This window comes from Allomuricauda sp. TY007 (assembly GCF_010468565.1).
In the GTDB taxonomy this organism is placed as follows: Bacteria; Bacteroidota; Bacteroidia; order Flavobacteriales; family Flavobacteriaceae; genus Flagellimonas.
The window spans coordinates 47967-72154 of record NZ_WUEG01000012.1; the positions used below are offsets into that span (position 1 = coordinate 47967).

General features: G+C 42.0%; 20 protein-coding genes and 1 pseudogene. 9 read left to right on the plus strand and 12 right to left on the minus strand.

The genetic code is table 11. The annotated features are described in order from the left end of the window. Nucleotides 1-187: 187 nt before the first annotated feature. The 3 genes from GO009_RS13050 (at nucleotide 188) to GO009_RS13060 (ending at nucleotide 4758) form a co-directional block, all read left to right on the plus strand. Nucleotides 188-1687: a S10 family peptidase gene (locus GO009_RS13050; protein WP_163626687.1), complete on the plus strand. Its 1500-nt coding sequence runs from the start codon at nucleotides 188-190 to the stop codon at nucleotides 1685-1687. 58 nt (nucleotides 1688-1745) lie between these two features. Beyond that, entirely contained in the window at nucleotides 1746-3353 is a 1608-nt protein-coding gene (locus GO009_RS13055) for an amidohydrolase family protein (protein WP_163626688.1), read from the plus strand. A gap of 211 nt (nucleotides 3354-3564) precedes the next feature. Beyond that, nucleotides 3565-4758 carry a proline dehydrogenase family protein gene (locus GO009_RS13060; protein ID WP_163626689.1) on the plus strand — a complete coding sequence of 398 codons (1194 nt, stop codon included), beginning with the start codon at nucleotides 3565-3567 and terminating at the stop codon, nucleotides 4756-4758. Nucleotides 4759-4891: 133 nt separating this feature from the next. On the opposite strand, the gene pruA is transcribed toward GO009_RS13060, so the two are convergent. Continuing rightward, nucleotides 4892-6520: an L-glutamate gamma-semialdehyde dehydrogenase gene (gene pruA / locus GO009_RS13065; protein WP_163626690.1), complete on the minus strand. Its 1629-nt coding sequence runs from the start codon at nucleotides 6518-6520 to the stop codon at nucleotides 4892-4894. Nucleotides 6521-6875: 355 nt separating this feature from the next. Here pruA and GO009_RS13070 point away from each other — a divergent pair, with 355 nt between their 5' ends. Then, a complete protein-coding gene (locus GO009_RS13070) occupies nucleotides 6876-7040 on the plus strand; it encodes a hypothetical protein (RefSeq protein WP_163626691.1) in 165 nt (54 codons plus the stop codon). Between the two features lie 199 nt (nucleotides 7041-7239). On the opposite strand, the gene GO009_RS13075 is transcribed toward GO009_RS13070, so the two are convergent. Together GO009_RS13075 and GO009_RS13080 are read right to left on the minus strand one after the other, a co-directional pair. Then, a complete protein-coding gene (locus tag GO009_RS13075; protein WP_163626692.1) occupies nucleotides 7240-8718 on the minus strand; it encodes a serine hydrolase in 1479 nt (492 codons plus the stop codon). A gap of 150 nt (nucleotides 8719-8868) precedes the next feature. Beyond that, a complete protein-coding gene (locus GO009_RS13080; protein ID WP_306770405.1) occupies nucleotides 8869-9093 on the minus strand; it encodes a nitroreductase family protein in 225 nt (74 codons plus the stop codon). 552 nt (nucleotides 9094-9645) lie between these two features. On the opposite strand from GO009_RS13080, the gene GO009_RS13085 reads away from it, so the two are divergent. Then, complete coding sequence (locus GO009_RS13085) at nucleotides 9646-10812, plus strand: alpha/beta hydrolase-fold protein (RefSeq protein WP_163626693.1); 1167 nt, start codon at nucleotides 9646-9648, stop codon at nucleotides 10810-10812. A 186-nt stretch (nucleotides 10813-10998) separates the two neighbouring features. Here GO009_RS13085 and GO009_RS13090 read toward each other — a convergent pair whose 3' ends face one another. The 6 genes from GO009_RS13090 to GO009_RS13115 form a co-directional block, all read right to left on the minus strand. Then, nucleotides 10999-12813, minus strand: coding sequence for a CocE/NonD family hydrolase (locus tag GO009_RS13090; RefSeq protein WP_163626694.1), 1815 nt, complete (start codon nucleotides 12811-12813; stop codon nucleotides 10999-11001). 87 nt (nucleotides 12814-12900) lie between these two features. Further along, entirely contained in the window at nucleotides 12901-13620 is a 720-nt protein-coding gene (locus GO009_RS13095) for a LytTR family DNA-binding domain-containing protein (protein WP_163626695.1), read from the minus strand. Continuing rightward, the gene (locus tag GO009_RS13100) at nucleotides 13617-14681 is read right to left on the minus strand and encodes a sensor histidine kinase (RefSeq protein ID WP_163626696.1); all 1065 of its coding nucleotides are present in this window, start codon (nucleotides 14679-14681) and stop codon (nucleotides 13617-13619) included. The genes GO009_RS13095 and GO009_RS13100 overlap by 4 nt, the downstream gene beginning before the upstream one ends. Before the next feature lie 40 nt (nucleotides 14682-14721). Then, on the minus strand, nucleotides 14722-15300 hold the full coding sequence (locus GO009_RS13105; RefSeq protein ID WP_163626697.1) for a hypothetical protein: 579 nt from the start codon (nucleotides 15298-15300) through the stop codon (nucleotides 14722-14724). 425 nt (nucleotides 15301-15725) lie between these two features. Beyond that, nucleotides 15726-17771 (minus strand): amidohydrolase family protein, encoded by a 2046-nt coding sequence (locus GO009_RS13110; protein ID WP_163626698.1) that lies wholly within the window; start codon nucleotides 17769-17771, stop codon nucleotides 15726-15728. A gap of 87 nt (nucleotides 17772-17858) precedes the next feature. After that, the gene (locus GO009_RS13115) at nucleotides 17859-19160 is read right to left on the minus strand and encodes an alpha-L-fucosidase (RefSeq protein WP_163626699.1); all 1302 of its coding nucleotides are present in this window, start codon (nucleotides 19158-19160) and stop codon (nucleotides 17859-17861) included. Between the two features lie 196 nt (nucleotides 19161-19356). On the opposite strand from GO009_RS13115, the gene mtaB reads away from it, so the two are divergent. Next, a complete protein-coding gene (gene mtaB / locus GO009_RS13120) occupies nucleotides 19357-20685 on the plus strand; it encodes a tRNA (N(6)-L-threonylcarbamoyladenosine(37)-C(2))-methylthiotransferase MtaB (protein WP_163626700.1) in 1329 nt (442 codons plus the stop codon). A gap of 52 nt (nucleotides 20686-20737) precedes the next feature. On the opposite strand, the gene GO009_RS13125 is transcribed toward mtaB, so the two are convergent. Further along, nucleotides 20738-21031 carry a GNAT family N-acetyltransferase gene (locus tag GO009_RS13125; RefSeq protein ID WP_163626701.1) on the minus strand — a complete coding sequence of 98 codons (294 nt, stop codon included), beginning with the start codon at nucleotides 21029-21031 and terminating at the stop codon, nucleotides 20738-20740. 160 nt (nucleotides 21032-21191) lie between these two features. On the opposite strand from GO009_RS13125, the gene GO009_RS13130 reads away from it, so the two are divergent. Continuing rightward, a complete protein-coding gene (locus tag GO009_RS13130) occupies nucleotides 21192-21854 on the plus strand; it encodes an alpha/beta fold hydrolase (protein ID WP_163626702.1) in 663 nt (220 codons plus the stop codon). Between the two features lie 48 nt (nucleotides 21855-21902). Further along, nucleotides 21903-22871, plus strand: coding sequence for a lytic transglycosylase domain-containing protein (locus GO009_RS13135; RefSeq protein WP_163626703.1), 969 nt, complete (start codon nucleotides 21903-21905; stop codon nucleotides 22869-22871). A 91-nt stretch (nucleotides 22872-22962) separates the two neighbouring features. Here GO009_RS13135 and GO009_RS17660 read toward each other — a convergent pair. Together GO009_RS17660 and GO009_RS13145 are read right to left on the minus strand one after the other, a co-directional pair. Beyond that, nucleotides 22963-23136 (minus strand): annotated as a pseudogene (locus GO009_RS17660) (PIN domain nuclease); the annotation flags it as partial. Nucleotides 23137-23298: 162 nt separating this feature from the next. Continuing rightward, nucleotides 23299-23814 carry a DUF2892 domain-containing protein gene (locus GO009_RS13145; protein ID WP_163626705.1) on the minus strand — a complete coding sequence of 172 codons (516 nt, stop codon included), beginning with the start codon at nucleotides 23812-23814 and terminating at the stop codon, nucleotides 23299-23301. Nucleotides 23815-23983: 169 nt separating this feature from the next. On the opposite strand from GO009_RS13145, the gene rpmH reads away from it, so the two are divergent. Next, entirely contained in the window at nucleotides 23984-24142 is a 159-nt protein-coding gene (rpmH, locus tag GO009_RS13150; RefSeq protein WP_072882462.1) for a 50S ribosomal protein L34, read from the plus strand. The last annotated feature ends 46 nt before the right edge of the window (nucleotides 24143-24188 follow it).

A 24188-nucleotide genomic window follows, 5' to 3' on the forward strand; every position in this document is an offset into this window, starting at 1 on the left:
CCCCGACAATCATCCAAATTTCTCAATCCGTTTGATTAGCTCAAAGGATGGGCAGGACAAGCTCCATATAATTGTGATGATATTTTTCATCATGGTCCTGCCCTTTTTTATTAATGGAGGAACTTTAAAATCCCAATCTCAAGACCAGTTTCATTGAAACGATAACTTCATTTAAAACAGACATATTATGAGCATAAAGTTTAAAAAAATCTTTTTTGTACTCTTCATTATAGGAGTAACAGCTACTGCACAACAGCTAAATACTGCTATGGACTCTACTGTTACAGTTCAAGGGGAGGTAAATATTAAAGGGCAGGAAATAAAATATAAAGCTACCACGGGCAAGCATCCGGTATGGGATGAAAATGGGAAAATAATAGCAGGACTGTTGTTTACCTATTATCAACGAACGGATGTAAAGGATGTGTCCAAACGCCCTTTGGTAATTTCGTTCAATGGAGGCCCTGGTTCGGCTTCGGTGTGGATGCACATTGCCTATACAGGACCAAAGATTTTGAACATTGATGAGGAAGGTTATCCTGTACAGCCTTATGGTATCAAGGATAATCCGAACTCGATTTTGGATGTTGCCGATATTGTCTATGTCAATCCGGTGAACACAGGATATTCCAGAGCCATTGAAGAAATGGATGATAAAACCAAGGCAAAGAATTTTTTTGGGGTAAATCAGGATATTGAATACTTGGCCAGTTGGATCAATAGTTTTGTAACTCGAAACAATCGTTGGACATCGCCAAAATTCTTGATAGGTGAAAGTTATGGGACCCCAAGGGTGTCGGGACTTTCGTTGGAGCTTCAAAACTCACATTGGATGTATCTCAATGGTGTTATTTTGGTGTCGCCTACCACTTTGGGTATAGAAAGGGGAACAGTGCCCGGTGCCGCCAACTTTTTGCCATATTATACTGCTGCTGCTTGGTTCCATAAGAAATTGCCTGCCGACCTTCAATCCAAAGACCTGGTAGAGGTGCTTCCAGAAGTTGAAGAGTATACCATAAACGAACTCACACCGGCACTATCAAAAGGAGGTTATTTGCCGGAAGCAGAAAAAAAGCAGGTTGCTTCAAAAATAGCAAGATATTCAGGCCTTTCGGAAAAGGTGGTTTTAGAACATAACCTACGCATTCCCAAACGTTTTTTTTGGAAGGAATTGTTAAGGGACGAAGGGTATAATATCGGTAGACTTGATTCCAGATATTTGGGAATCGACATGGAAACAGCAGGAACAAGACCGGATTATGCCGCCGAACTGACTAGTTGGTTGCACTCTTTTACACCTGCGATCAATTATTATTTCAAAAACCATTTAAATTATCACACAGATGTAAAGTACAATATGTTCGGACCTGTTCGTCCATGGGATAGAAGCAACAATACCACAGGTTATGATCTTAGACAGGCCATGGCACAAAACCCATATCTGAATGTATTGGTGCAGTCAGGTTACTATGATGGAGGAACGGATTATTTCAACGCAAAATACAATTTGTGGCAAATGGATCCCAGCGGAAAGCTTAAAGACCGTATGGAGTGGAAAGGATACAGGAGCGGTCACATGATGTACCTTAGGAACGAAGATCTTAAAACGGCGAATGATGACCTGAGGGAATTCATAAAAAAATCGTTGCCAGCAAAAGGAATGCCGGCAAAGTATACTAGAAAATAAATAAAAACAACCTAAAGGAACCTTGTAAATTCCTTTACAGAACACAATTAATTTTATAATGAAGAAAGTTAAATTTCAGCTATTGATTCTTGCCGCTTTATTACTGCAAGGAGCAATGTACGCACAAATTGAAAAGGCCCCGGCCCGTACCGAAGGAGAAGGACCTTATGGCCAATTGATCATTAGAGGGGCCACAATGATAAACGGTACATTGGCACCGCCTCAAGGGCCAGTGGATATTGTGGTCGAAAACAACAAGATTGTAGAGGTCAAGGTCGTAGGGTATCCAGGTGTACCGATTGACCCGAAAAGAAGACCTGCCCTAAAGCCCGGAGGTAAAGAACTCGATGCAGAAGGCATGTACATTTTGCCAGGTTTTGTGGATACACATGCCCATATAGGCGGAATGGCACAGGGCACATCGGCGGAATATGTATTTAAGTTGTGGATGGGGCATGGTATTACAACAATTGCCGACCCAGCCTCTGGGAATGGAATAGAGTGGACCCTGGAACACAAAGAAAAAAGTAAAAAGAATAAAATAACGGCTCCAAGAATCAAGGCTTATACAGCCTTTGGCAGTAAGCTAAATGGGGAAATGGGCAGAGAAGACCTATCCACTCCAGAGGAAGCAATAGAATGGGTCAGGGCAAACGCAAAAAAGGGTGCGGACGGGATCAAGTTCTTCGGTGCGCCGCCCGAAATCATGAAAGCTGCCCTTGAGGAAAACAAAAAATTGGGGTTACGTTCAAAAATGCACCACGCCCAAGTATATGTAGGACGTTGGAACGTTCTTCATAGTGCAAGGGCAGGGCTTACCGCAATGGAGCATTGGTATGGATTACCAGAGGCTTTGTTCGATGATAGGACCGTACAGGATTACTCCCTGGACTATAATTATCAAAATGAGCAAGATCGTTTTGGGGAAGCTGGACAATTATGGACACAGGCGGCAGAACCTTATTCCGATAAATGGAATGAGGTCATGAACGAACTATTGGAACTGGACTTTACACTTTCGCCAACTATGGTGATCTATGAGGCCAACAGAGATCTGGCAAGAGCACGACGTGCCGAATGGCATGAAGAGTATACACTGCCCTCTCTTTGGGAGTTTTATTCACCAAGCCGTCAATCCCATGGATCTTATTGGCATTATTGGGGCACTGAGCGAGAAATTGATTGGAAGGCCAATTATAAACTTTGGATGACCTTTATAAACGAATATAAAAATCGTGGTGGTAGGGTTACCGTTGGTACAGATGCAGGTTTTATTTACGAATTATATGGGTTTTCCTATCCAAGGGAACTGGAGTTGTTGCGCGAAGCTGGATTTCATCCATTGGAGGTCATAAAGTCTGCAACATTGAATGGCGCTGAATCCTTGGGCATGGATGATGAAATAGGAACCATTGCCGTTGGAAAATTGGCAGACTTTGTAATCTTGGAGGAAAATCCTTTGGTCAACCTCAAGTCCCTTTATGGAACAGGGGCCATCAAACTTATGGAAGATAATACCATAGAGCGTGTAGGAGGGGTAAAGTATACGATTAAAGACGGAATCATTTATGATGCTAAACAATTGCTGGAAGATGTCAAGGATATTGTAGAGAAAGATAAAGCTGCTAAAAACTATAAAATTTTGCAGCCAGGGATCAAGGGCTAAAAATAGGTAGTTAAATACCAAAAGTTGTTTAAATAGTTAATAGTTTAGTGTGCCCTTACAGTAGAATCGTGGTGACGGCATAATCACCACGATTCTTTTTCAAATTACAATTCTGCATAGCAAATGTACTGGATTATTGCATGGTCCCAATACTTCAAAATTTGTGGGGTTCAAGCGTTGCAGACCGGCACAACTACAAATAATTTACATTATGTCGGACACATTGAATTTTAATAATACCGAAACAGCCTTTGCATCAAAATCCAATATGGAACTTAAAAAGGCCAAGTTTCTATTTGGAGTGTTAGGGTTTGGCCAGCTTACCAAGATGGCAAAGCCCTTGCTTAATTTTGCATTCAAAAGTGGATTACCGATCGAGGGAATTTTAAAGAATACCATTTTTTCACAGTTTTGTGGAGGAGAAAATCTTTTGGAGTGTAAAGCGCAAATTGACCAACTGTATCAAAATGGCACAGTAATGTCCATCTTGGACTATTCGGTGGAAGGTGCAGAAAATGAAGCCAGTTTTGATGGGACCTTGGAAACCCTTCTTGAGATTTGCCAGTTCTCTGAGTTTCAAAGGCAAATTCCTTTTTTGGTGTTCAAGCCAACTGGAATTGGTAGGCTTGAGATTTTTAGAAAAGTCTCGGAAAACGAATCGTTAAGTTTTTCCGAAATGGAGGAATGGGCCAGAATAAAAAAAAGATTTAAGACCATTTGTAAGGCAGTAGCCGATACGAGGACCCTCAAAATAATGATTGATGCAGAGGAGTCATGGAGCCATGCTGCAGTAGATAGTCTTACCGAGGAAATGATGGTCAAACACAATAAAAAGAGAGCGGTTGTTTTTGCAACTGTTCAACTGTACCTAAGCAATAAGTATAACTATCTCGAAAGGCTCAAAGATTTGGGGAGAACCCATCAAATTAAAGTTGGGGTTAAATTGGTTAGGGGAGCATATATGGAAAAAGAGCGAGACAGGGCTTTGGCCAAAGGTTATAAAAGCCCTGTATGCGAAGATAAGTCCATTACGGACCAAAATTTTGATAATGGGGTAAACTATGTTTTGGATAACCTTGATGTCTTTGATCTATTTCTGGGAACACACAACGAGCTTAGTTGCAAGGAGCTTGTAGAAAGATTGACCGATCATAAGATTGACAAATCCGATAACCGAATTTGGTTTGGCCAATTGTATGGAATGAGCGATAATATTAGTTTTAATTTGGCACAAGCCGGATATAATGTGGTAAAGTACGTTCCTTTTGGTCCTATTAAAGACGTGATGCCATACTTAATACGAAGAGCTGAAGAAAATTCATCAGTAGGATCACAATCTTCACGTGAAATGGAATTGCTTAAAAAAGAGCTGCAGCGCCGTAAAGAAATGTCAAAAATGAAATAGCGATCCGTAAGCTAAAATTTTAAGGTCGTAGGAGCATCCAGAGAATGTTCTTACGACCTTCCTATTTGTAATGATATGGATAAAAAAAGCCATCATTTTTGGATGATGGCCTTTAATCTCGTTGTTTTTGGTCTTATCCCAAAAAGGGGTATCTATAATCCTCTGGGGTCACAAAAGTCTCCTTGATCAATCTGGGGGATACCCATCTGAGAAGGTTCTGCATGGAACCTGCCTTGTCATTGGTTCCTGAAGCCCTTGCACCACCAAAAGGCTGCTGTCCCACAACGGCGCCCGTCGGTTTGTCGTTGATGTAGAAGTTCCCAGCGGCGTTCTGGAGTGCCTTTGTGGCCTGGTCGATGGAGTACCGGTCCCCGGAAAGTACGGCTCCGGTAAGCCCGTATTCCGATGTGCCGTCCACCAGTTTCAAAGTCTCGTCCCAATCCTCGTCCTGGTAGACATAAACAGTGACCACTGGGCCGAAGAGCTCAGTATACATGGTCTCGTACTGTGGGTCGGTGGTCAATATAACCGTAGGCTCCACAAAATACCCTATGGACTTGTCGTAATTGCCCCCTGCAATAATCTCGGCATTATCATCGGCCTTGGCTTGATCGATGTACTTGGCCAGTTTGTCGAAGGAGCCCTCGTGTATCACAGCGGTGATAAAGTTGCCCATGTCCTCCGGGGAACCGGGCTTGTTGAAAGAGGCAATGTCCTTTTTTACCAATTCCAGAATCTCATCGGCAGTGGACTTGGGCAGATACACCCGTGATGCCGCACTGCATTTCTGCCCCTGGAACTCAAAGGCACCACGGCTGATCGCGGTCGCTACCTGTTGGGGTTTTGCGGTAGGATGTGCTAAGATAAAATCTTTGCCTCCCGTTTCACCAACAATCCGAGGATATGTCTTGTACTTATGGATGTTGTTCCCGATCTGTTTCCAAAGGTTCTTGAACACCGTGGTGGAGCCTGTAAAGTGGATTCCCGAGAAATAGGGGCTGTCCAGCACGGTGTCGGAAATCATGACGGGGTCGCCATAGACCACGTTGATCACGCCATCGGGCAGACCGGCCTCCTTGAGCACATCCACGATTACCTTGGCAGAATACACCTGGCTATCGCTCGGCTTCCATATGGCAACATTGCCCATCATGGCTGCACTGGTAGGGAGGTTCCCCGCAATGGCGGTAAAGTTGAAGGGTGTTATAGCGTATACGAAGCCTTCCAGTGGGCGGTATTCCACGCGGTTCCAGACCCCTTCGGAGGATTCGGGCTGTTCGCCATAGATCTGGGACATGTACTCCACATTAAAGCGTAAAAAGTCAACAATCTCACAGGCGGAATCAATCTCGGCCTGATAGATGTTCTTGGACTGGGCGAGCATGGTGGCAGCGTTCATCTTTTGGCGGTAGGGCCCCGCGATCAGGTCCGCAGCCTTGAGGAATACGGCGGCACGCTGTTCCCAAGTCAAATTGGACCAAGCCTCCCTTGCCTCCAAGCTGTTGGCGATGGCCTTTTCCACATGCTTTTTTTCAGCAAGGTGATATTGCCCTATCACATGCTTGTGGTCGTGTGGAGGGGATAATGGCTTGGTGTTGCCCGTTTTTATCTCTTCGCTTCCAATGTAAAGAGGAATGTCCACATTGTCATTGTAAAACGCTTTGTATTGTTTTAGTACTTCTTCTCGTTCGGGAGAGCCCGGAACGTAGGTTTTGACCGGCTCGTTAACGGCGGTCGGAACTTGAAAAAATCCTTTTCCCATGTTTGTTTTAAATTAGTTTATAATATTTATTTCACAGTTGAAACAAAGTTACTAAATGGTACATCAAGTTTGAACTAAAGCAATCATTTCTTGTACGGGGATTTCTTGAGCGTGCAGTTGGGTTTAGAGATAAAATCAAACAAAAAAATGGAAATCAGTAATTTATAGGTTTAATCTATTGTTTTGGGAGTGTTTCAGTGGAGCCTGTGGGTTTCTATCCTGGAATGTAGTGTATGAAAAAGTTTGCTTTCTGTATATAAAAGTGCAAGACCACATGCAATTACCAATCTAGATACACCTTTACTTTGAAGGGATAAATCTCGGTATGTGAACAGGATTCGTCAAAATATGCAATATGGTAATTTCACATTTTCCGGAAGCCCTTGGTATTCCACAAAATCAAGACAAATATGTGAAGCAAGTTGGGGATATGTACGTAACCGATGTTTATCATTCCTTATCCATAGAACGCTATAGGGTTACCGTGGAACTCATTGAACGGGTAAGGAGTTGCGAATAATCCCAAAGAAAATGAGGCAGACAAAAGGCAATGCGATGCCATGGCGGCCCGTGGATATTGGTTGACAACCCAAGCACGTGCATGAAAGTATCAAAAGCATTTTACAAGGGGAGGATTCTGGAAAAGAGGCATATAAGATTTTTTTATTAAATTTTGTTTCTCAATGATGATGTTGAAGAGTTGCTTTCGTAGACCTATTTCACTTTTTGTATATCAACGAACCGGTCGATAGGGAATTTCCTTTAATATGAAAATTTCTGGATAGGACCCCGAGGTTGCTCGTGTAGCCACCCTGATCATTTCGGAATATTTTACCCTTTAATATCCCCCAATTAAAAACGTAGTGGTCACCTTCTTTGTGAATTTCAATGGTGGGCCAGTTTTCTGCATTGTGATAGGTGCCCATGATTGCATCATTGAGGGTATTCACAGCTAGGATTTGGGAATCATCAGGATATGGGATGTCATCTTCTCTTTCAAAGCTTTTATTGAACAAAGTTTTTTCACTCTTGAAAATATTGTCCGCCGGCAGCTCATTGATGAGGTTGTAGGCATAATTTGCCATCAAATGTGGTAACAGGTATGCTCTGTTATCATTCGAAAAAGCAATGATTCCTACTTTCTTATCGGGCATAAAAGAGATATGAAAACTTATGCCTGCCAATCCTCCAAAACGCGTCAACATCTTGTTGTTTTGATATTCCGCAATATCCCAGCCCAAACTATAGCCAGACCTGTGATAGGTGAAATAGTTTTTGTCCTGATTTGTAGTTGAGGTATGAAGCTTCCCCCACGAAGTATCGTTTAACAGCACATTATCTTGATCGATGTTTGCTGCCAACCATTTTGATAGATCATTGATTGTTGAAATAATCCCTCCAGAGGCGTGCATGGTAATGTCCGATTTGTAGAAACCTTTCTCGATAATGCCCCTTTCTTTTGTAACGGTCAATGATGGACGGATGTCCTTAAAAATAAAATCACTGACATTGGTACTGGTATTTTCCATTTGTAAGGGTGTGAAAATATGTTCATTCATCAGTGCTTTCCAGGTCTTTCCTGTCATTTCTTCCGCAACCATTCCAGAGATAATCGGCCCAACGTTCGAATACCTATAATTACCAGAGGGGTCATAAAGAAAATCATTATTTAGGTCTTCAATTAATTCATCATTACCGCCGCTAAATCCTAAAAAAGCAGTTTTCCAGGTCATACTGGTGCTGAATGTACCATGAGTGTGGTTCAAAAGATTTTTTATAGCGATGTTCTGTGTCTCAATACTGTCACTATAATTCAGTTTGGGAAGATATTCTTGAAGGGAATTATTCAAATCCAATACATTCTCCTGCTCCAGTATTTTGAGTAAAGTTCCAGTAAAGGATTTTGTGCTGGATGCAATATAAATAGGAGTATCGTTGTCCAAAGAGGATTCCTCACCTTTTAAAATTTCCCGATTCAATGTAAATGAATATGCCAAGCCGTTTTCGTCGACCACGGCGAAGATGAAATCACCGTACATCCCCTTTTCCAAATAAATGTCCTCTACCTTGTTTGCAAATTGGGTTGAAAAACTCGGGTGTTTTTCCTTGAATTTGCTTGCGTTTTCTGGGGATACGTCTTTGCTTGTCCCACAGGCATAGGTTATAAGCAATAGTATTAATAAGAATAACAGTCTCATAAGTTGATTGTTTTTTGATGTAAAGGTTTTGACGAATAAACTCCCTGACAGGTTACATTTTTCTGTTAATCTGGGAACCCAAGGATGATTGCTTGGTTTTCAAATCTCTTCGAATAGGATTTCCTTGGGTTTGCGAACCTTTATTCTGAATTAGGCGTGGTCTTTCGCTGACCGATATCCGACCGGTGCTATTACTGCGGCATTCAACCCTTTTTGGTCTAGGCCTAAAATAGCGTTGAATTTATCTTGCTCAAACCCTTCCATGGGACAGGAATCAATTTTAAGGGCTGCACATGCTGTTAAAAGGTTGGAAAGCGCCAGATAGGTTTGTTTTTCGGACCAGCTTTGCCAAGCTGCATCTGATTTGACCGACAAACGTTCCTTGATTAAATTCCCGTAACTTGTCAATGTATAGAAATACGTTTCATACTATTGGTTGTAGTTTACACCAAGGCCAGATGACTGAAAAGTGTATGATTTGATTGTTCTTTTACATCAACAAAAAAACAGTGGAACAGTTTTGGATAACTTAACATAGGTTAAGAAATCAGTATGATGTTGTCACTTGCTCATGTAACGGGGCGGGTATTTTTTGTAGATACTGACTGTAATCAAAACTTTTTCCTCACAACAATGGCTTGGGAAAAAACACAATCGGTAAAACAAAGATGGTACTTAAGATAATTTTTTATTTCTTGACTGTTTTGATTTGAATAAAAAACACGGATGGCAATCATTTTTTAGTTTTTGTATAGTATTTCTTACTTCCATAACATTGGCGAAAACATATATAAAGTTGTCGTTTATGTTTCTTGTATTGTAATATTGAAAAGGAATTATTAATATGCCTTTTATCACGGGATTAATTTTGCAAGCAATGAAACCTGTTTCGTCCAAGATGGTTTCATAATATTTAAAAACAACAAAATGAACAAGTACATTATAGTATTACTTTTTATCTGTATGGGCATTGGTCAGGTCAAGTCCCAGGATACCGAACCCATCGTATTAGGTACAAAGCATACGCTACACTCCAATATTTTGAATGAGAACAGAGGGTATTGGATCAGTCTGCCGGACTCATACAACGACAAACAATCATCCCACAAACGCTACCCAGTGCTCATGGTTCTTGATGGGAACATACATTTTAAAAGTATAGCAGGGGTTGTAAATTATATGAGTTCCGATGCATACCGAAGTTGGAAAATTCCTGAGATGATCGTGGTGGGCGTTCAAAATGTAGATCGCAGAAGGGACTATACCCCCGATAAAATCATTACAGTAAGAGAGAACAATTCAGGAGGAGGAGAAAAGTTTCTGGGTTTTTTGGAAGATGAACTGATCCCTGAACTGGAAAATCAGTACCGAACCGAACCATATCGGATTCTTTTTGGACATTCTTTAAGTGCTCTACTGGCGACTCATGCATACATGAAGAAAGAATCACTTTTTAGTGCTTTCATTGCCGTGGACCCCAGTTTAGGCACTTGGGATGTGGAAACCATGGATAAAAAGTTGGAAGCCGTCACCGATCAAACTTTTGAACGGTATTTTTATTTGGCCACGGCGAATTGGGGAAAGCGAAATATCAGAAACCGTGATCGTCATGTGAGATTATATGAAGGGCTGAACAGCAAGTGTGAAGGTGCCTTCCCTGCCAAAATGCAGTATTTTGAAAATGAAAACCATGCTTCAGTGCCACCAATAGCTTTCTACAATGGAATTACGACCATTTTTGAGGGCTATGGTATTTCTTATCGCGATGTGGAAAGCAAGGATCAATTGACCCAACACTTCCAGTTACTTTCCAACCGACTTTCGTGGGACTTTAGGCCACCGGAGCAACTAGTCAATCAAATTGGCTATGCCATGCTCCGAAGCAGAAATGAAAAGAAAAAAGCATTGGATTTTTTTATCTTGAATACGCAAAATTTCCCCGGTTCATATAATGCCTTTGATAGTTTGGGTGAGGCTTATGAAATGCTTGGAGATAAGAAAAAGGCCATTAGCAACTACGCAAAATCCCTTGAGCTGAATCCAGCCAATGAACACGCTAAAATGAAAATTTCAAGTCTGGAAAGGGGTGGATGAACAAGTCAAGAACCCCACACTGTACATTTTTATCCAACCAAAGGCAAACTTGACCCAGCTAGAATGAAAAAACACATTACAATTATTCTGGTATCACCTTTATTTTTAACAAATTGAAACTTTATTCTTTTTTAAAGGAGGGATATACCCGAAAAAGTAAATTCCTTTTGTTTCTTATTCCTGTGTTTACTTTATCCTCACCGGAATATCCAAATAACTATCCCCGTACCACTTGATGACCAAAGGTTCGTTGGCATCAGCAATGGTCTCTTCACTGACATTTTTGCCCGTTCCATAGTTGATTTCCGTAAATGGCTCTTTGTTTCCGTTGATTACCACGATCAACCGACTGCCTTTTCGTATCTTTTTGGAGGTCATTCGGACAATACCGAAAGGAAGTTTGGTTTTTTTATGTGGTGTCAACAACTCACGGTTTTCAAGGTCTTGGGCAAAACTGGCCCGAGCTTTGTACGGCAAGGTCAATGCAAAAAATTGACCATCGGGAGTCTGTTCATATAAGACTATGGTATAATCAAAATCCCTCTTGTTGATGGACACCGATATTTCCCCTCCAAATGAACCGTTCAGTTCAAAATCGGTTTCAAAAGGCTCGCTGGCAAAGGAAAAACCATGTCCCACCATGAGGCTGTCCCCCACAATGGTTCTCCATCCACTGGAATTCCATGTGAGATTGCTTCGGTCGGAAAAATCAATCACCTGTTCCAAATAGGTATCGGGGTCTAGGGGTTGTTCGGAGAAGGTGTAATGTTCATCTTTTCCGTTGTTTCCAGTTCCAAACATAGATGCAAAAGCTAAACCCGAACGCACATTTCCCAAATAATATTTGAGGGTATCATTGGCCATCTCACTCAGTGATGGAGCGTGGCCCCATATATTCGCCCCCATCACCTGATAGTTGATTTTGTCCCGCAATAGCTCAGGTTTGGGCTTTCCCTTAAGAATATGGTCAAACCAGTCAAAAATCAACTCAGTGATATCGATTTGGGCCACTGGATCTATATCGTATCCAAAAATATGGTCGTCCGGTTTTTCCTGTGCCCCAAAATGGGTATAGGGACCAATGACCAGGTAGTGCTCTGCCTTTTTATTGTATTTGGTATGCTCTTTCAAATAATACTGGGTTCCGACCTGTCCGCCATCATAGTACCCAGTAGTGGCAAGTACGGGGATCTCGATGTGGGTGAACTCCTTCCTGTAAGGCATCATCCCTTGCCAATAGGAATCATAGGCGGGATGCAACAAACGTTCTTTGAACTGCGGGTTGGGCAATCCGTCCAAACTATCCATGGAAGTGTAGGCCACTCCCGTTTTGTACCATTTCATGTTCAGGTCGTGCCAACGTTGTCCGTTATAGTACAAAACGGTGTCCAAATATTTGTTATTGGCCACATAATGGTGCCAAGGATAGTGAAAGTTCCAATGAATCCCGTTTTCCATGGGCTCAGCGATTCCCGGTGCTGCAGCAACCGAGGGGACTATGGTTTTTAAGGCGGGATGTACCTTGTATTTTACTGCGGCCCATTGGGTGAAACCGACATAACTCCCCCCGTACATCCCTACTTTTTGGTTGCTCCAGTCCTGTTTACTGATCCAATCGATAACTTGGTAGGTGTCGGTCGCCTCATGTTTATAGGGTACAATGGGATCGGGGCTCAGTCCTTTTCCACGAGTGTACGAAACAATGCCCACATACCCGTGGTCCGCTGCCATTTTTGCTCGGTCCAAGTCAGTTTTACGTGCATAGATGGTATGAAATAAAACGGCGGGGCCCGGTTCTTCCAACTCGGCGTTTCGGACTACAATGGCATGGATTTTAGCCCCATCTGCTGTGGGAATCAAAACACTATCCTGAACTAGATATATTGTGTTATTTTCCGAAATGGTTCTAGGCACCTGAACTTTATTTTGCCCGGTACACGAAGCAAAAAATATAAGAACAGCAGCGATGCCAAAAATTAGTATAAGGAATGACTTGTTCATTTTGATTGATTTTAGGTTTAGGACATATCCGTCCATTAGCACTATGCTTTTACTATTTGCTTTTGATGTGATTGAATGTAATTTTGGCTACAAACTATTTCGTTTTTTGAAATTCACGGATTGCCTGCTTGATAGATCAACAATTTCCCCAGTGGTCAATACGATTCGTAGTCTGTTATTAAAATAGGGGTGTATTTCCTTGATGCATTCCGTGTTGATGATCTGACTTCTATTCGCTCTAAAAAATATTTTTGGGTCCAATCTTTCCTCCAATTGGTTCAGGGAACGTTTGATCATGGCTTTGTTATTTCCAAAATAGAGACGGGCATAATTGTCCATGGACTCGATCAAACTTATTTTGTCCAAAGCAACAAAATAGACCTTCTCACCGTCCTTGATAAATATTTTTTGATGGCTGGCCAAGGGCTCCTTCCGCTCTTCTTGCTTTTTAAACTCCGACTTTACTTTTTCAATGGTTTTGGCAAAACGCTCTTCGCGTAACGGTTTTACCAAATAATCCAAGGCATTTACCTCAAAGGCCTGAACGGCATATTGGTCATAGGCAGTTGTGAACACTACTTCGGGAACGGTCCCTAACTCTTCCAACAAATCAAAACCTGATTTTCCGGGCATGTGGATATCCAAAAAAATGATGTCAGGTTGTTCTTTTTCTATCAAGGCTTTGGCAACTTCCACATTGTTCGCTTCTCCAACTATGTTAAATTCCGGATAGTTTTCCAGTGCTCGTCGGACTTCTTCGCGGGCCAAGCGTTCATCATCAATGATCAATGTGGTGTAGGTGCTCATGCGTTCTCGATTGGGATTAATAATCTGGCGGCGACCATATTTTCTGCTGGAGACACCACCTTAAATATGGCCCTTCCTTCATATTGTAGAAAAAGGCGTTCCTTTAGGTTTTTGAGTCCTACGCCTTTGTGATTTTCCTCCTGGAAAACTCCAGGGTTCTTTACGGTGATGACCACGTGGTTGTTCTTTTTTTGTATCGAAATTTGAACAGTACCTCCTTCCAACTGTTTATCCACTCCATGTTTGATGGCGTTCTCCACCAAAAGCTGGATGCTCAAGGGGGGTATCTTTATATTCTCGAGGCTAGGATCAATTTTTAAATCCGTATGCAAACGTTCTTCAAATCGAAGTTTTTCTAGCTCAATATAATCTTTCACCAAGGCCAATTCCTCTGCAATGGTTATGGTAAGATGTTCCTTTTCATAGAGGGAGGAACGCAACAAGTCGGACAACAGATCAATGGCCCTTCGGGCACTTTTGGGATTCTCAATGACCAACGCCTTTATGGAATTTAGGGAATTGAACAAAAAATGAGGATTCAGCTGTGCGGACAAATTGTCCAATTGGCTTTGTTTTGCTATCAGCGAGAGCTGGGCATTTGCCTTGGTGGTATTCACTTCCCTGATATAAAAATGGTAGGCATGATAGGCCAGAACCCAAATGGCCATGTGCCTCAATCCAGTGATTAAAACCGGGTTCCAAACGGATAGATCTTCAAGGACGGTATTTACACCTTGCCTCCAATAAATAAAGAATGACATTTTTAAATTCATGATAAGCATGAAGAGGACGGAGAGCATTACAATGGCGGGTAGTATTCTTTGCAATAATTTTTTGATGCCCAATAGGTTCCATCCCGATTTTAATGCAATGGATCTATATCCATGGGTCAGTCCAACACAAATGGTGATGTCAAGGACATAATTGACCAGGGCCTGCAAAATCGTAAATTGATCGCGAACCAAAGCGATGTACAGCCATAACAGCGAGACGAGGCCCCAGCCAATAATCTGGCATTTCCAATAAAGGGACAGTCCTATATGTGTGTTTTTTGTTACCAATCTTTCAGATTAAAGTGTATTGATTTAGGCAAAGTCAGTATTACTCGGCTTTAGAATAACTGGTCAATTCATTTGTATAGATGCCATATCCATCATCATTGATATGCTTGATGTAGGTTTTCAATTTCGGGGCATACCACCAAATATCGGTCATCTCTCCCCTAAAACCTCTCGAATTGGTCACAATTCCCTTATATTCCATTTTATAGGCCATGAATTTTCCGGCTTCCACTGTTAACTCTTCAAAGGCAACGACCTCCACATCTTGGCTTGTCTTCCCTGTGGTACCTTCATTATTTTCCCATTCCGATTCGTATTTCCATTTTTTTCCAACCTGTAAGGGCCAGCTACGAAACGGTTTAGGCCCCAATTGGTCCAAAACCTTGGGAATCGCAACGGTGTCAATACCGTTCCAAAGCCCTAAAGCGCCATTATAAGGTACTACTTCCTGGATATCCTTCCCTGCTGCTCGAACTTCGCTATCTACTTGTCGTTCCCATTTCCAGATCCATTTTTCCCCGATTTGATAATCATTTAAAAGAGGCTGATTGGTTTTGGTAGATGTACAATTGGCAAAGGTCAAGAGCAGTACCATGTAGCATGTTACTTGTTTTATCATTTCTGTAAATTTATGATTGATAATCAATTTCCTGTTGTGGTCATATCCATGATGAACAACATTGGACAAAGCAATGAAAATCATCCATACCGGCATAGGAAAAGTACATGAATGCGGATAATGGGGTTTAAACGTAGATGGTTGGTTTACCATGGACTTACCCTAAGTTTGGACTTAACTTTGTAAGTATCCCGATCTTTAGGATAGGTTTTCTACATTATGGCTAACGATAAAGACATAAATCTGTTTTAATGACCATTAGTGACAGTCAACGAAGTTAACAGAAAATCACCTGCAAAACCTTGCTAGTTTAGGTTGGATAATTAACACTTTTATCAATATAACCCCCTATTTTTGTGTAGGTATAACAAAAAAACCAGCAGCACTACGCCACTGGCTTTTAAAAATTATACTTTTAAAAGGGTTTACTCCTTTACTTCAGGCTTTTCGGTAAACGGCGTTATTCCAAAGGCAGGGTACACATCAGAGGGGTAGTAAAAAGTGCCCCCGCGCGATACCATGGCAATGGTTTTAATGGCTTTAATGTCTTCCACTGGGTTGCCGGGCACCAAGAAGAAATCTGCCAGTTTACCGGGCTCAATACTTCCCAAAATTTCGTGCCCCAAGTATTGCGCCATATCGTAACTAGCCAATTTTAATACTTCGGCCGGGGTGTAGCCCAATTGTTCGGTGTAGAGTTCCAGTTCGCGGTGCAGGTTAAAGGCACCGCCCAAATCGGTTCCGGCCACAATTAAAATACCTTTGTCCTTCATCATTTTAAGGGTTTCCACGATTTTACCGTAGGCTTCTCGGTAGGCTTTGTCCTCTTCATCGTCCGCAACCTGCGCCAAGGCTACTTTTAGGCTACGTTGTTCGTTGGGTGGCATGTGGTCTACATAATCCAAGGCACCGGGGGTTACTTCTCCGTTGCGGGAGAGCATCAAACGTTCGTGGATGGCCAAGGTAGGATCCATCGCTGTTTTGTTGGCCACGAACAAATCCAAGGTCTCTTGTACCTTGTCACTGTTCAAATCCAGTTCGGGGAACCGTTTCATGGCGGTGAGGCGCAATAATGTACGGGTATCCTCTTCTGGTTCCAACACCCAGCCCAACATGGTCTGGTTTATATGCGTCATCTCATCATAACCAGCATTGAGCATGGCATTGGCATTGGAAAAGGCAGGTACATGTCCGGTTACGAATAGGCCCTGGTCGTGCGCTTTTTTTACGATGGCAGGCGCCCAATCACCGTTCATGCTATTGTAGAGTTTTACACCGTAAAAACCGAGGCTGTCGTAGGTGTCCACAGCGGCCAAAGCCTCTTCCTGGCTTTCCACCAAAATACCATTGTTACTGCTGTACGGGCTTTTTCCTTCAATAAACCCAAGGCGGGTGATGCGGGGGCCGGCGAGTACACCGGAGTTGATTTTTTCAATCAAGTTGCTCAGCACCTCGGTATTGTTCCCCATATCTCGGAAGGAGGTGACCCCTGTCAAAATGTTCAAAAGGGCACCGTTGTCGCCTGTGTGAGCGTGCATTTCGTACAGTCCGGGCACTAAAGTTCCCCCGTTGCCTTCGATGACCACTTCATTCTCACCAGAGGCATCGGGAGCCTCAATAGCTGTGATTTTTTCACCTTCTACGACCACGGAAACCGGGTCGGTCAAGGATAGTGTCTTTGGATCAAAAACCTTTACGTTGGAAATACGTACTTTTTTATCGTAGTTGTGGGCGTATTCTTTTTGAAGTTTTTCGTAGCGCTCTGCGGAATAGTTTTCGGCCAATTGGCGCAAATCCTTTTCTTCGGCTTCGTAACCATCCCGAACCACAATATAGCGAGGCGAGATATAGGCAAAGAAACGCTCCGAATCATCCATAATAAAATAGGAAGGATTCATCTCGGCACCGGACAGCGCATAGGTGGTCAAGGCCAATTCGCCCTCTCCTGAAGCGTTGGGTACGGTCAAATCCTCCATCTTGGTCAGGGTCAAATTACCTGCGGGGAGCACGGGCAAGGTGTTGTCGGGCGCGTCCATGAGCAAACGGGCTGCCAAAACAGCACTGTACGGACTTCCAAATTGGTTTACGTAGAGTTGTGGCGATTCCACAGCGGTGTTCCCAGAGCCTGTGGCATCGGTCCAAGAGGCTTCCCCGCCTTCGAGGGAGAACTGTTCGTCCACGGCATTGCCAAAGGTGGTGTTTCCGGTTATTTGCCAGTTTACGGGATAGCCTTCGGCGTTGAGCACAATAGTTTCCTTCATGGTTGGGCCACGACCGTTATTTTTGTAATCGTAGTCAATAGTAATGGTGTCACCAGAGGTGTTGGTTTTGAGGTGGCCCACTTTGGTCTCGCTGATAATTACGGAGTAGTTCTCCTCACCTTGGTAGTCGGCCAAGGATGATGTGGGCTCTGTTTTACAGGAATAGCCGGCCAGTAGTACAAGGGCAACGACAAATAAGCGTAGTTTCATAGGGTTGGTTTAAGTTAAAGTTTCAAGGTAGCGAATTTTTATGGTTTTGTCTGTTATGTTGTCTGGTTCGGTAAGGCAAACACGGGTTTACTTTATGTTTACTTCAACTATAAAATCAGCTTGGTCAAAATCACGATCTTTTGGAAGCTGAACCAGCGTGCCGTATGTAGTGGTTTTATAGTCTAATTTTTTCTTCGACTGGAAATCAATAATGCTTTTAATATCGCCAGTAATGGTTGGGAAAAAGAAATTGTCGGTTTTCCAGTCCATAATATGAATATAGATTTTATCATCTTTTTGGGTTGATACGCCCCAACTTTGCGGTGGTATGGGCCCTCCCCGGGTTCCGTAAATGGAGGAGCCGTACTTTTCGGTCCAATCGCCAATTGTTTTTAGGGTTTTAATAAATTCGGATTGAATTTTACCGTTGGGCATTGGGCCAACGTTTAACAGAAAGTTGGAGTTGTAGCCAGCAGCTCTCACCAAATATTGAATCAATTCCTTGGAAGATTTATAGGCTTTGTCCTGTAACGAAAACCCCCATCGCTGTGCCATGGTCTCCGCAGTTTCGAGAGGTAAGTTGCCCACTTTGGAATCTCCGCTGAACCCACCTTTGTTTTCTCCGGGGAGGTCTTTTTCAAACATCTGGAAATCTTCACCATTGTTGGGAGCTTGGTGGTGGTTGCTTCCGATCATGGCCTGTGGCTGCAGTTTATGGATTAAATTGTAAGTTTTCTGAAGTTGCCAATCGGCATCTTTTTTGTCCCACCAGCCATCAAACCAAATCCCGCCGATGTCACCATAATTAGTCAGCAATTCGGAGAGCTGTCCGTTCATATAGTCAAGGTAATTCTCCCAGTTACCGCTATCAGGTCTACCAGTTTTTTTTCCAGTATCGCCCCTTGGGTAATAATCGTTATGATGCCAATCCAGTTGCGAATAATAGAGGAACAGTTTTAAACCATGCTTTTTGCAGGCCTCGGCCATTTGTTTTATAATATCCTTTTTGTAGACTGTCCTATCCATAATGTCCCAGTCCGTAAGCTTGCTGTTGAACATGCCAAAGCCATCGTGGTGTTTGGTGGTTATGGTGATGTATTTCATGCCTGATGATTTGGCCAAGAGCACCCATTCTTCCGCATTAAACTCGGTAGGGTTGAAAAACGCAGGTATTTTTTCGTAGGTCTTTTTATCAATGGACTGTGTTTCCATGACCCATTCGTGAACGCCCAATACAGAATACACGCCCCAATGTATAAACATCCCGAATTTCGCATCTTGAAACCATTTCCTGTTTTCCAGGTTTTCAGCAGTAGGTTGATATTCCTGTGCAAGGGATGGGTTGGTATAGACAAGTATAATTAAGGATAGGATAATGATTTTTTTCATTTTGTTGCACTTTATGGTTGGTATAGGCAAACAAGTTAATTAAAAGATGTGGGAAATTTGATGGGAAAATGTGATTGATTGTTTTTAGTAGGCAGTAAGCGATTAACCCTAAACCATAAACTCTGCACCATCCGACCATTTGCGATAACTCCCAACAAATCACTATCTTTGCGCCCCTAAAACGCATGGCAGGTATATGAACAAAAAAGTTGCATTTTACACCCTGGGCTGCAAGCTCAATTTCTCCGAAACTTCTACAATTGCTAGAGGTTTTGAAAAGGAGGAGTTTGAGCGTGTGGACTTTTCGGAGGAGGCGGACGTGTATGTAATAAACACCTGTTCGGTAACCGAGAATGCCGATAAACGTTTTAAAACCATTGTAAAGCAGGCGCAAAAAGCCAATCCTGATGCTTTTGTAGCGGCCGTAGGTTGTTATGCGCAGCTAAAACCCGAAGAACTGGCGGAAGTGGATGGTGTGGATTTGGTACTTGGTGCTACGGAAAAGTTCAAGATAACCGATTACCTGAACGATTTGACCAAAAACGATAGGGGAGAGGTGCATTCCTGTGAGATAGAAGATGCCGATTTTTATGTGGGCAGTTATGCCATTGGTGACCGTACCCGTGCTTTTTTAAAGGTTCAAGATGGTTGCGACTATAAATGTACCTATTGTACTATTCCCTTGGCACGTGGAATTTCGCGTAGCGATACCTTGGACAATGTGTTGAACAATGCCAAGGAAATTGCCTCGCAAGACATCAAAGAGATTGTTTTAACGGGAGTGAACATAGGTGATTACGGAAAAGGCGAGTTTGGGAATAAAAAGCACGAGCATACCTTTTTGGATTTAGTAAAGGCTTTGGACACCATCGAAGGCATCCACCGTCTTCGTATCTCTTCTATTGAGCCTAATTTGCTCAAGAACGAAACCATAGATTTTGTGGCCCAGAGCAATTCCTTTGTGCCCCATTTTCACGTGCCATTGCAAAGCGGTAGTGATGCTATTTTAAAGAAGATGCGCCGCCGTTATCTATCCAATTTGTATGTGGATAGGGTAAAACGTATCAAAGAAACCATGCCCCATGCCTGCATTGGGGTGGATGTAATCGTAGGTTTTCCAGGAGAGACCGACGAGCATTTCTTGGAGACCTATCATTTTTTGAATGAACTGGATGTTTCTTATCTGCACGTATTTACCTATTCAGAAAGGGACAATACCGTGGCCGCTGAAATGGACGAAGTGGTTCCAAAAAAAGTACGTAGCAAACGAAGCAAGATGCTCCGAGGATTATCTGCCAAAAAGCGTAGGGCTTTTTATGAGAGGCAATTAGGGACTGTACGTACTGTTTTGTTCGAAGGCGAAAACAAAAAAGGCTATATTCATGGGTTTACCGAAAATTATGTAAAGGTAAAAGCACCATGGAATCCTACTTTGGTGAATACCTTGCACCAAATAAAGCTCACCGATATTGATAATGACGGTATGGTGCGATTCGAATTTGTGTCCAACGAAATCATGGCATAAAAAAACCTCCCGGTCGAGGAGGCTTAAATACTTTTACTGATGATTGGTTAGATCAGATACGGATACCAACTGGTAACATTTCCTTGTATTGCCTGTTTTTTCTTAAAAAACCTGCAATTTGAGGGCTAGTAGGTACAACTCTGAGGTTGTTTTCCTGAATTTCGTTTAAAACGGCTTTGATGAAATCCTCTTTAAATCCCTCTTCTGTAATTTCTTCTGGAATAACCAGTTTGGTCAAAAATACTTTGCGCTCTTGTGAAGAGTACTCAATTTTGGCTAAATGCCCATTGACGGTAGTTTCAAATTGACGCAAGAAACTATTGTCAGTGATTTCCAATGTTGTCATATAGTACTTGTTTTTTAACGACTCGTAATACCCTAAAAAAGGTATTTTAATGTTCCCCTGATTGAAAAATTGTATTCATAAGCGGGGTTAGCTGCAAAAGGGATACAAAATTAGTCAAAATATTGCTAATTTCCTAGTCCTTGCCGATATTTGGTATAATATGTCCGATAATAAAACCCCTGTTTACCTAATGCCAGGAATGGCTGCCAATGCATCCATTTTTGAAGGAATACAACTTCCGGAAGATCAATTTACAGTTCATACTTTGGAGTGGTTTATACCTGAAAAGGGAATCGGTCTTATGGATTATGCCAAAAAGATGTGCGAAAAGATTGAGGAACCCGACCCTGTTTTGTTGGGAGTTTCCTTTGGTGGTATGTTGGTGCAGGAGATGGCCAAAATTATCCCTGTTCGAAAAGTAATTGTGGTATCTTCTGTAAAAAGCAAGCACGAACTTCCCAAGAGAATGATTTTTGCCAAGTATACCAAAGTGCACAAATTGCTGCCCACAGGCTTGGTAAACAATGTGGAACTATTGGCGAAATACGCTTTTGGTGAAACGGTAACCAAGCGTTTGCACCTGTATGAAAAGTATTTATCCATCCGGGATAAATATTATATTGATTGGTCCATAGATCAAATCGTAAATTGGGATCAAGAAGTTCCCGCAGACAATGTTGTGCATATTCAAGGAGAACGTGACGCTGTTTTTCCAATAACCAATATCAAGGATTGCATTACGGTTAAAAATGGCACCCATACCATGATCATTCACCGTGCCAAGTGGTTCAATGAGCATCTTCCCACAATTATTTTGAAATAATTTTATCTATATAATAGTATCTTTACAGTACTCTTAAAATTAATTGCTATGAAATACATCAAAAACATACTCGCTATTATAGGACTGATCGCTGTTGGAAGCACATTGATTTTTGCTGTGCAGTCGACCGAAATGGAAGAAAAACCTTTGATTAAGGAATCCGAGGCTGAAACTACGGACAAGAATGTGGCGGACACCTACCAGATCAGTGCCATAGAAATTCCCGAAGACCTTAATTTTTCGGGCGAACCGGTTCCACAGGAAGACCCGGAAATTATGGAGCGTGTGGATCGTGAATTTTTGGTGAACACTTATTGGCAGTCCAACGCTCTTTTGTTGATGAAGCGAGCCAATAAATACTTTCCGATTATTGAGCCCATTCTTAAAAAGAATGGTATTCCGGATGACTTTAAATATTTGGCCGTAGCCGAGAGTGGTTTGCAAAATGTGGTGTCGCCTGCCGGAGCAACTGGTTTTTGGCAGATCATGAGGGGAACCGGAAGGGAATATGGTCTTGAGGTGAACGATAATGTAGATGAACGTTACCATGTGGAAAAAGCGACGCAAGTGGCATGTGATTACCTTAACAAGTGGAAAGACCGTTTTGGAACCTGGACCTTGACCGCTGCTGCATACAACGCTGGCCCTGCCGGTATTCAAAAATATATGGACATTCAGCAAGTGGACGATTATTACGATTTGCTGTTGGGGCAGGAGACAGGACGCTATGTGTTCCGTATTTTGGCCATAAAGGAAATATTATCAAATCGCGACAAGTATGGTTTTCAGTTGGATGAAGAGGATATGTACGAAAAGGCCCCAACTTTTACGGTTGAAGTAGACACAGCTGTAAGCAACTGGGCCGATTTTGCAGAACTTTACGAAATCAATTATAAAGTATTGAAGCGACATAATCCATGGTTGCGCGAACCGCACTTGAACAATGCTTCCCGTAAAAAGTACACCATCGAAATTCCGAACAAAGGGTATTATCGTGTGGGTAGTACGGGGAAGTAGGGTTTGGAACTAACGCTTATAGTTTACGGATTTGTTGGTATAGATCTTTGGTTGTTTTTAGCGGCACAATTGCTATTTCGAATAGGTGATGTTATGTTGATTTTATGCTCTGCAAATATTCATTCGCAGTCATAACTGGCAACAAAGACTTTTTAAAGTCTTTACCGTTCCTAGTAATAATAATATCGCAATCAGAATCCACAGCACTAAAATATTGTAGCGCATCTTCGAAATCTTTAAAATCGAAATTCAGTCCTTTTTTAATGAATTTATTGATTAATAAAAGAAACACCGTAATAGTTGACGGTAATTCAGCACAAGTATTTAAGTCATTAAAAGCTGATAAAATTGACGGGGGCAAAATCTGGTTTGACAAATTTTCAACCCAAATTAAGAAAAGAGATCATGAGGAAGCTTGGGAAGAACCCTAAATCTTCTTCATCTGCTGCTGCATCATTTTAATTTGGTCGGTAAGCATATTGTTCTTGTCCAACTTTTTGGCCTCTTTAAGCAATTGGGTAGCTTCGCGCTTTCTGCGCTTTTGCATGGCAATGCCCGCCAGGCTCAATTTGGCCATGGCCACATCGTAATCCATGGTAAGACCAAATTTCAAGGCCTTTTTAAAGTACTTTTCGGCCTGCGTCAGGTTTTTTTGAGAGTAGATAATACCGTGCAGGTAGTTATAATAACCCACTTGTTTTTTGATCAAAGCAGACTCGGGGTTCTTTATCTTATTAAGCCATCGTTGCACACCGTCCAAATCCTGTTTTCTCATTTTAAGAAAGGCCAATAGGATAAACTCATTTCTAAAGTAAAGAAAAATGAATACAAGGGATAGCAAGATCAATGCAATTCCATTGCCAATATTACCTTCTATAAATTGGTAAACGGCATAAGCAATGATAAGAACGGCAATAACGAGCTTGATATTTTTGTTGAACATATTGTCTTGTGGTTTTTACCTGTTGTTAAGCGCTCGCAAAAGTACTAAAAACTTAATTAAATATTTTAAGTTTGGACTTGCCAAAGTAAAAAGTCTTCGTATATTTGCGCCCAGAATTTTTTAGGGAAAACAAATTTCCCAGCATCAAAATCCATAAAACAGTTCGGAAATGAAAAGAACGTATCAACCATCCAAAAGAAAAAGAAGAAACAAGCATGGTTTTAGGGAGCGCATGGCGACTGCCAATGGTAGAAAAGTTCTTGCGAGAAGAAGAGCCAAGGGAAGAAAGAGATTAACTGTTTCCTCTGAGCCAAGACATAAAAAATAATGATAGCATTTATTATTTAAATTAAAGGTGTTACTTTTCTAGGTAA

Excerpts from the sequence above, each read along its gene's own strand:
- GO009_RS13090 (WP_163626694.1), bottom strand. The coding sequence starts at position 12,813 with ATGAACAAGTCATTCCTTATACTAATTTTTGGCATCGCTGCTGTTCTT.
- GO009_RS13130 (WP_163626702.1), top strand. The coding sequence starts at position 21,192 with ATGTCCGATAATAAAACCCCTGTTTACCTAATGCCAGGAATGGCTGCC.
- GO009_RS13095 (WP_163626695.1), bottom strand. The coding sequence starts at position 13,620 with ATGAGCACCTACACCACATTGATCATTGATGATGAACGCTTGGCCCGC.
- pruA (WP_163626690.1), bottom strand. The coding sequence starts at position 6,520 with ATGGGAAAAGGATTTTTTCAAGTTCCGACCGCCGTTAACGAGCCGGTC.
- GO009_RS13075 (WP_163626692.1), bottom strand. The coding sequence starts at position 8,718 with ATGAGACTGTTATTCTTATTAATACTATTGCTTATAACCTATGCCTGT.
- GO009_RS13115 (WP_163626699.1), bottom strand. The coding sequence starts at position 19,160 with ATGAAAAAAATCATTATCCTATCCTTAATTATACTTGTCTATACCAAC.
- GO009_RS13105 (WP_163626697.1), bottom strand. The coding sequence starts at position 15,300 with ATGATAAAACAAGTAACATGCTACATGGTACTGCTCTTGACCTTTGCC.
- mtaB (WP_163626700.1), top strand. The coding sequence starts at position 19,357 with ATGAACAAAAAAGTTGCATTTTACACCCTGGGCTGCAAGCTCAATTTC.
- GO009_RS13050 (WP_163626687.1), top strand. The coding sequence starts at position 188 with ATGAGCATAAAGTTTAAAAAAATCTTTTTTGTACTCTTCATTATAGGA.
- GO009_RS13125 (WP_163626701.1), bottom strand. The coding sequence starts at position 21,031 with ATGACAACATTGGAAATCACTGACAATAGTTTCTTGCGTCAATTTGAA.
- GO009_RS13060 (WP_163626689.1), top strand. The coding sequence starts at position 3,565 with ATGTCGGACACATTGAATTTTAATAATACCGAAACAGCCTTTGCATCA.
- GO009_RS13135 (WP_163626703.1), top strand. The coding sequence starts at position 21,903 with ATGAAATACATCAAAAACATACTCGCTATTATAGGACTGATCGCTGTT.
- rpmH (WP_072882462.1), top strand. The coding sequence starts at position 23,984 with ATGAAAAGAACGTATCAACCATCCAAAAGAAAAAGAAGAAACAAGCAT.
- GO009_RS13070 (WP_163626691.1), top strand. The coding sequence starts at position 6,876 with ATGGTAATTTCACATTTTCCGGAAGCCCTTGGTATTCCACAAAATCAA.
- GO009_RS13145 (WP_163626705.1), bottom strand. The coding sequence starts at position 23,814 with ATGTTCAACAAAAATATCAAGCTCGTTATTGCCGTTCTTATCATTGCT.
- GO009_RS13055 (WP_163626688.1), top strand. The coding sequence starts at position 1,746 with ATGAAGAAAGTTAAATTTCAGCTATTGATTCTTGCCGCTTTATTACTG.
- GO009_RS13110 (WP_163626698.1), bottom strand. The coding sequence starts at position 17,771 with ATGAAACTACGCTTATTTGTCGTTGCCCTTGTACTACTGGCCGGCTAT.
- GO009_RS13085 (WP_163626693.1), top strand. The coding sequence starts at position 9,646 with ATGAACAAGTACATTATAGTATTACTTTTTATCTGTATGGGCATTGGT.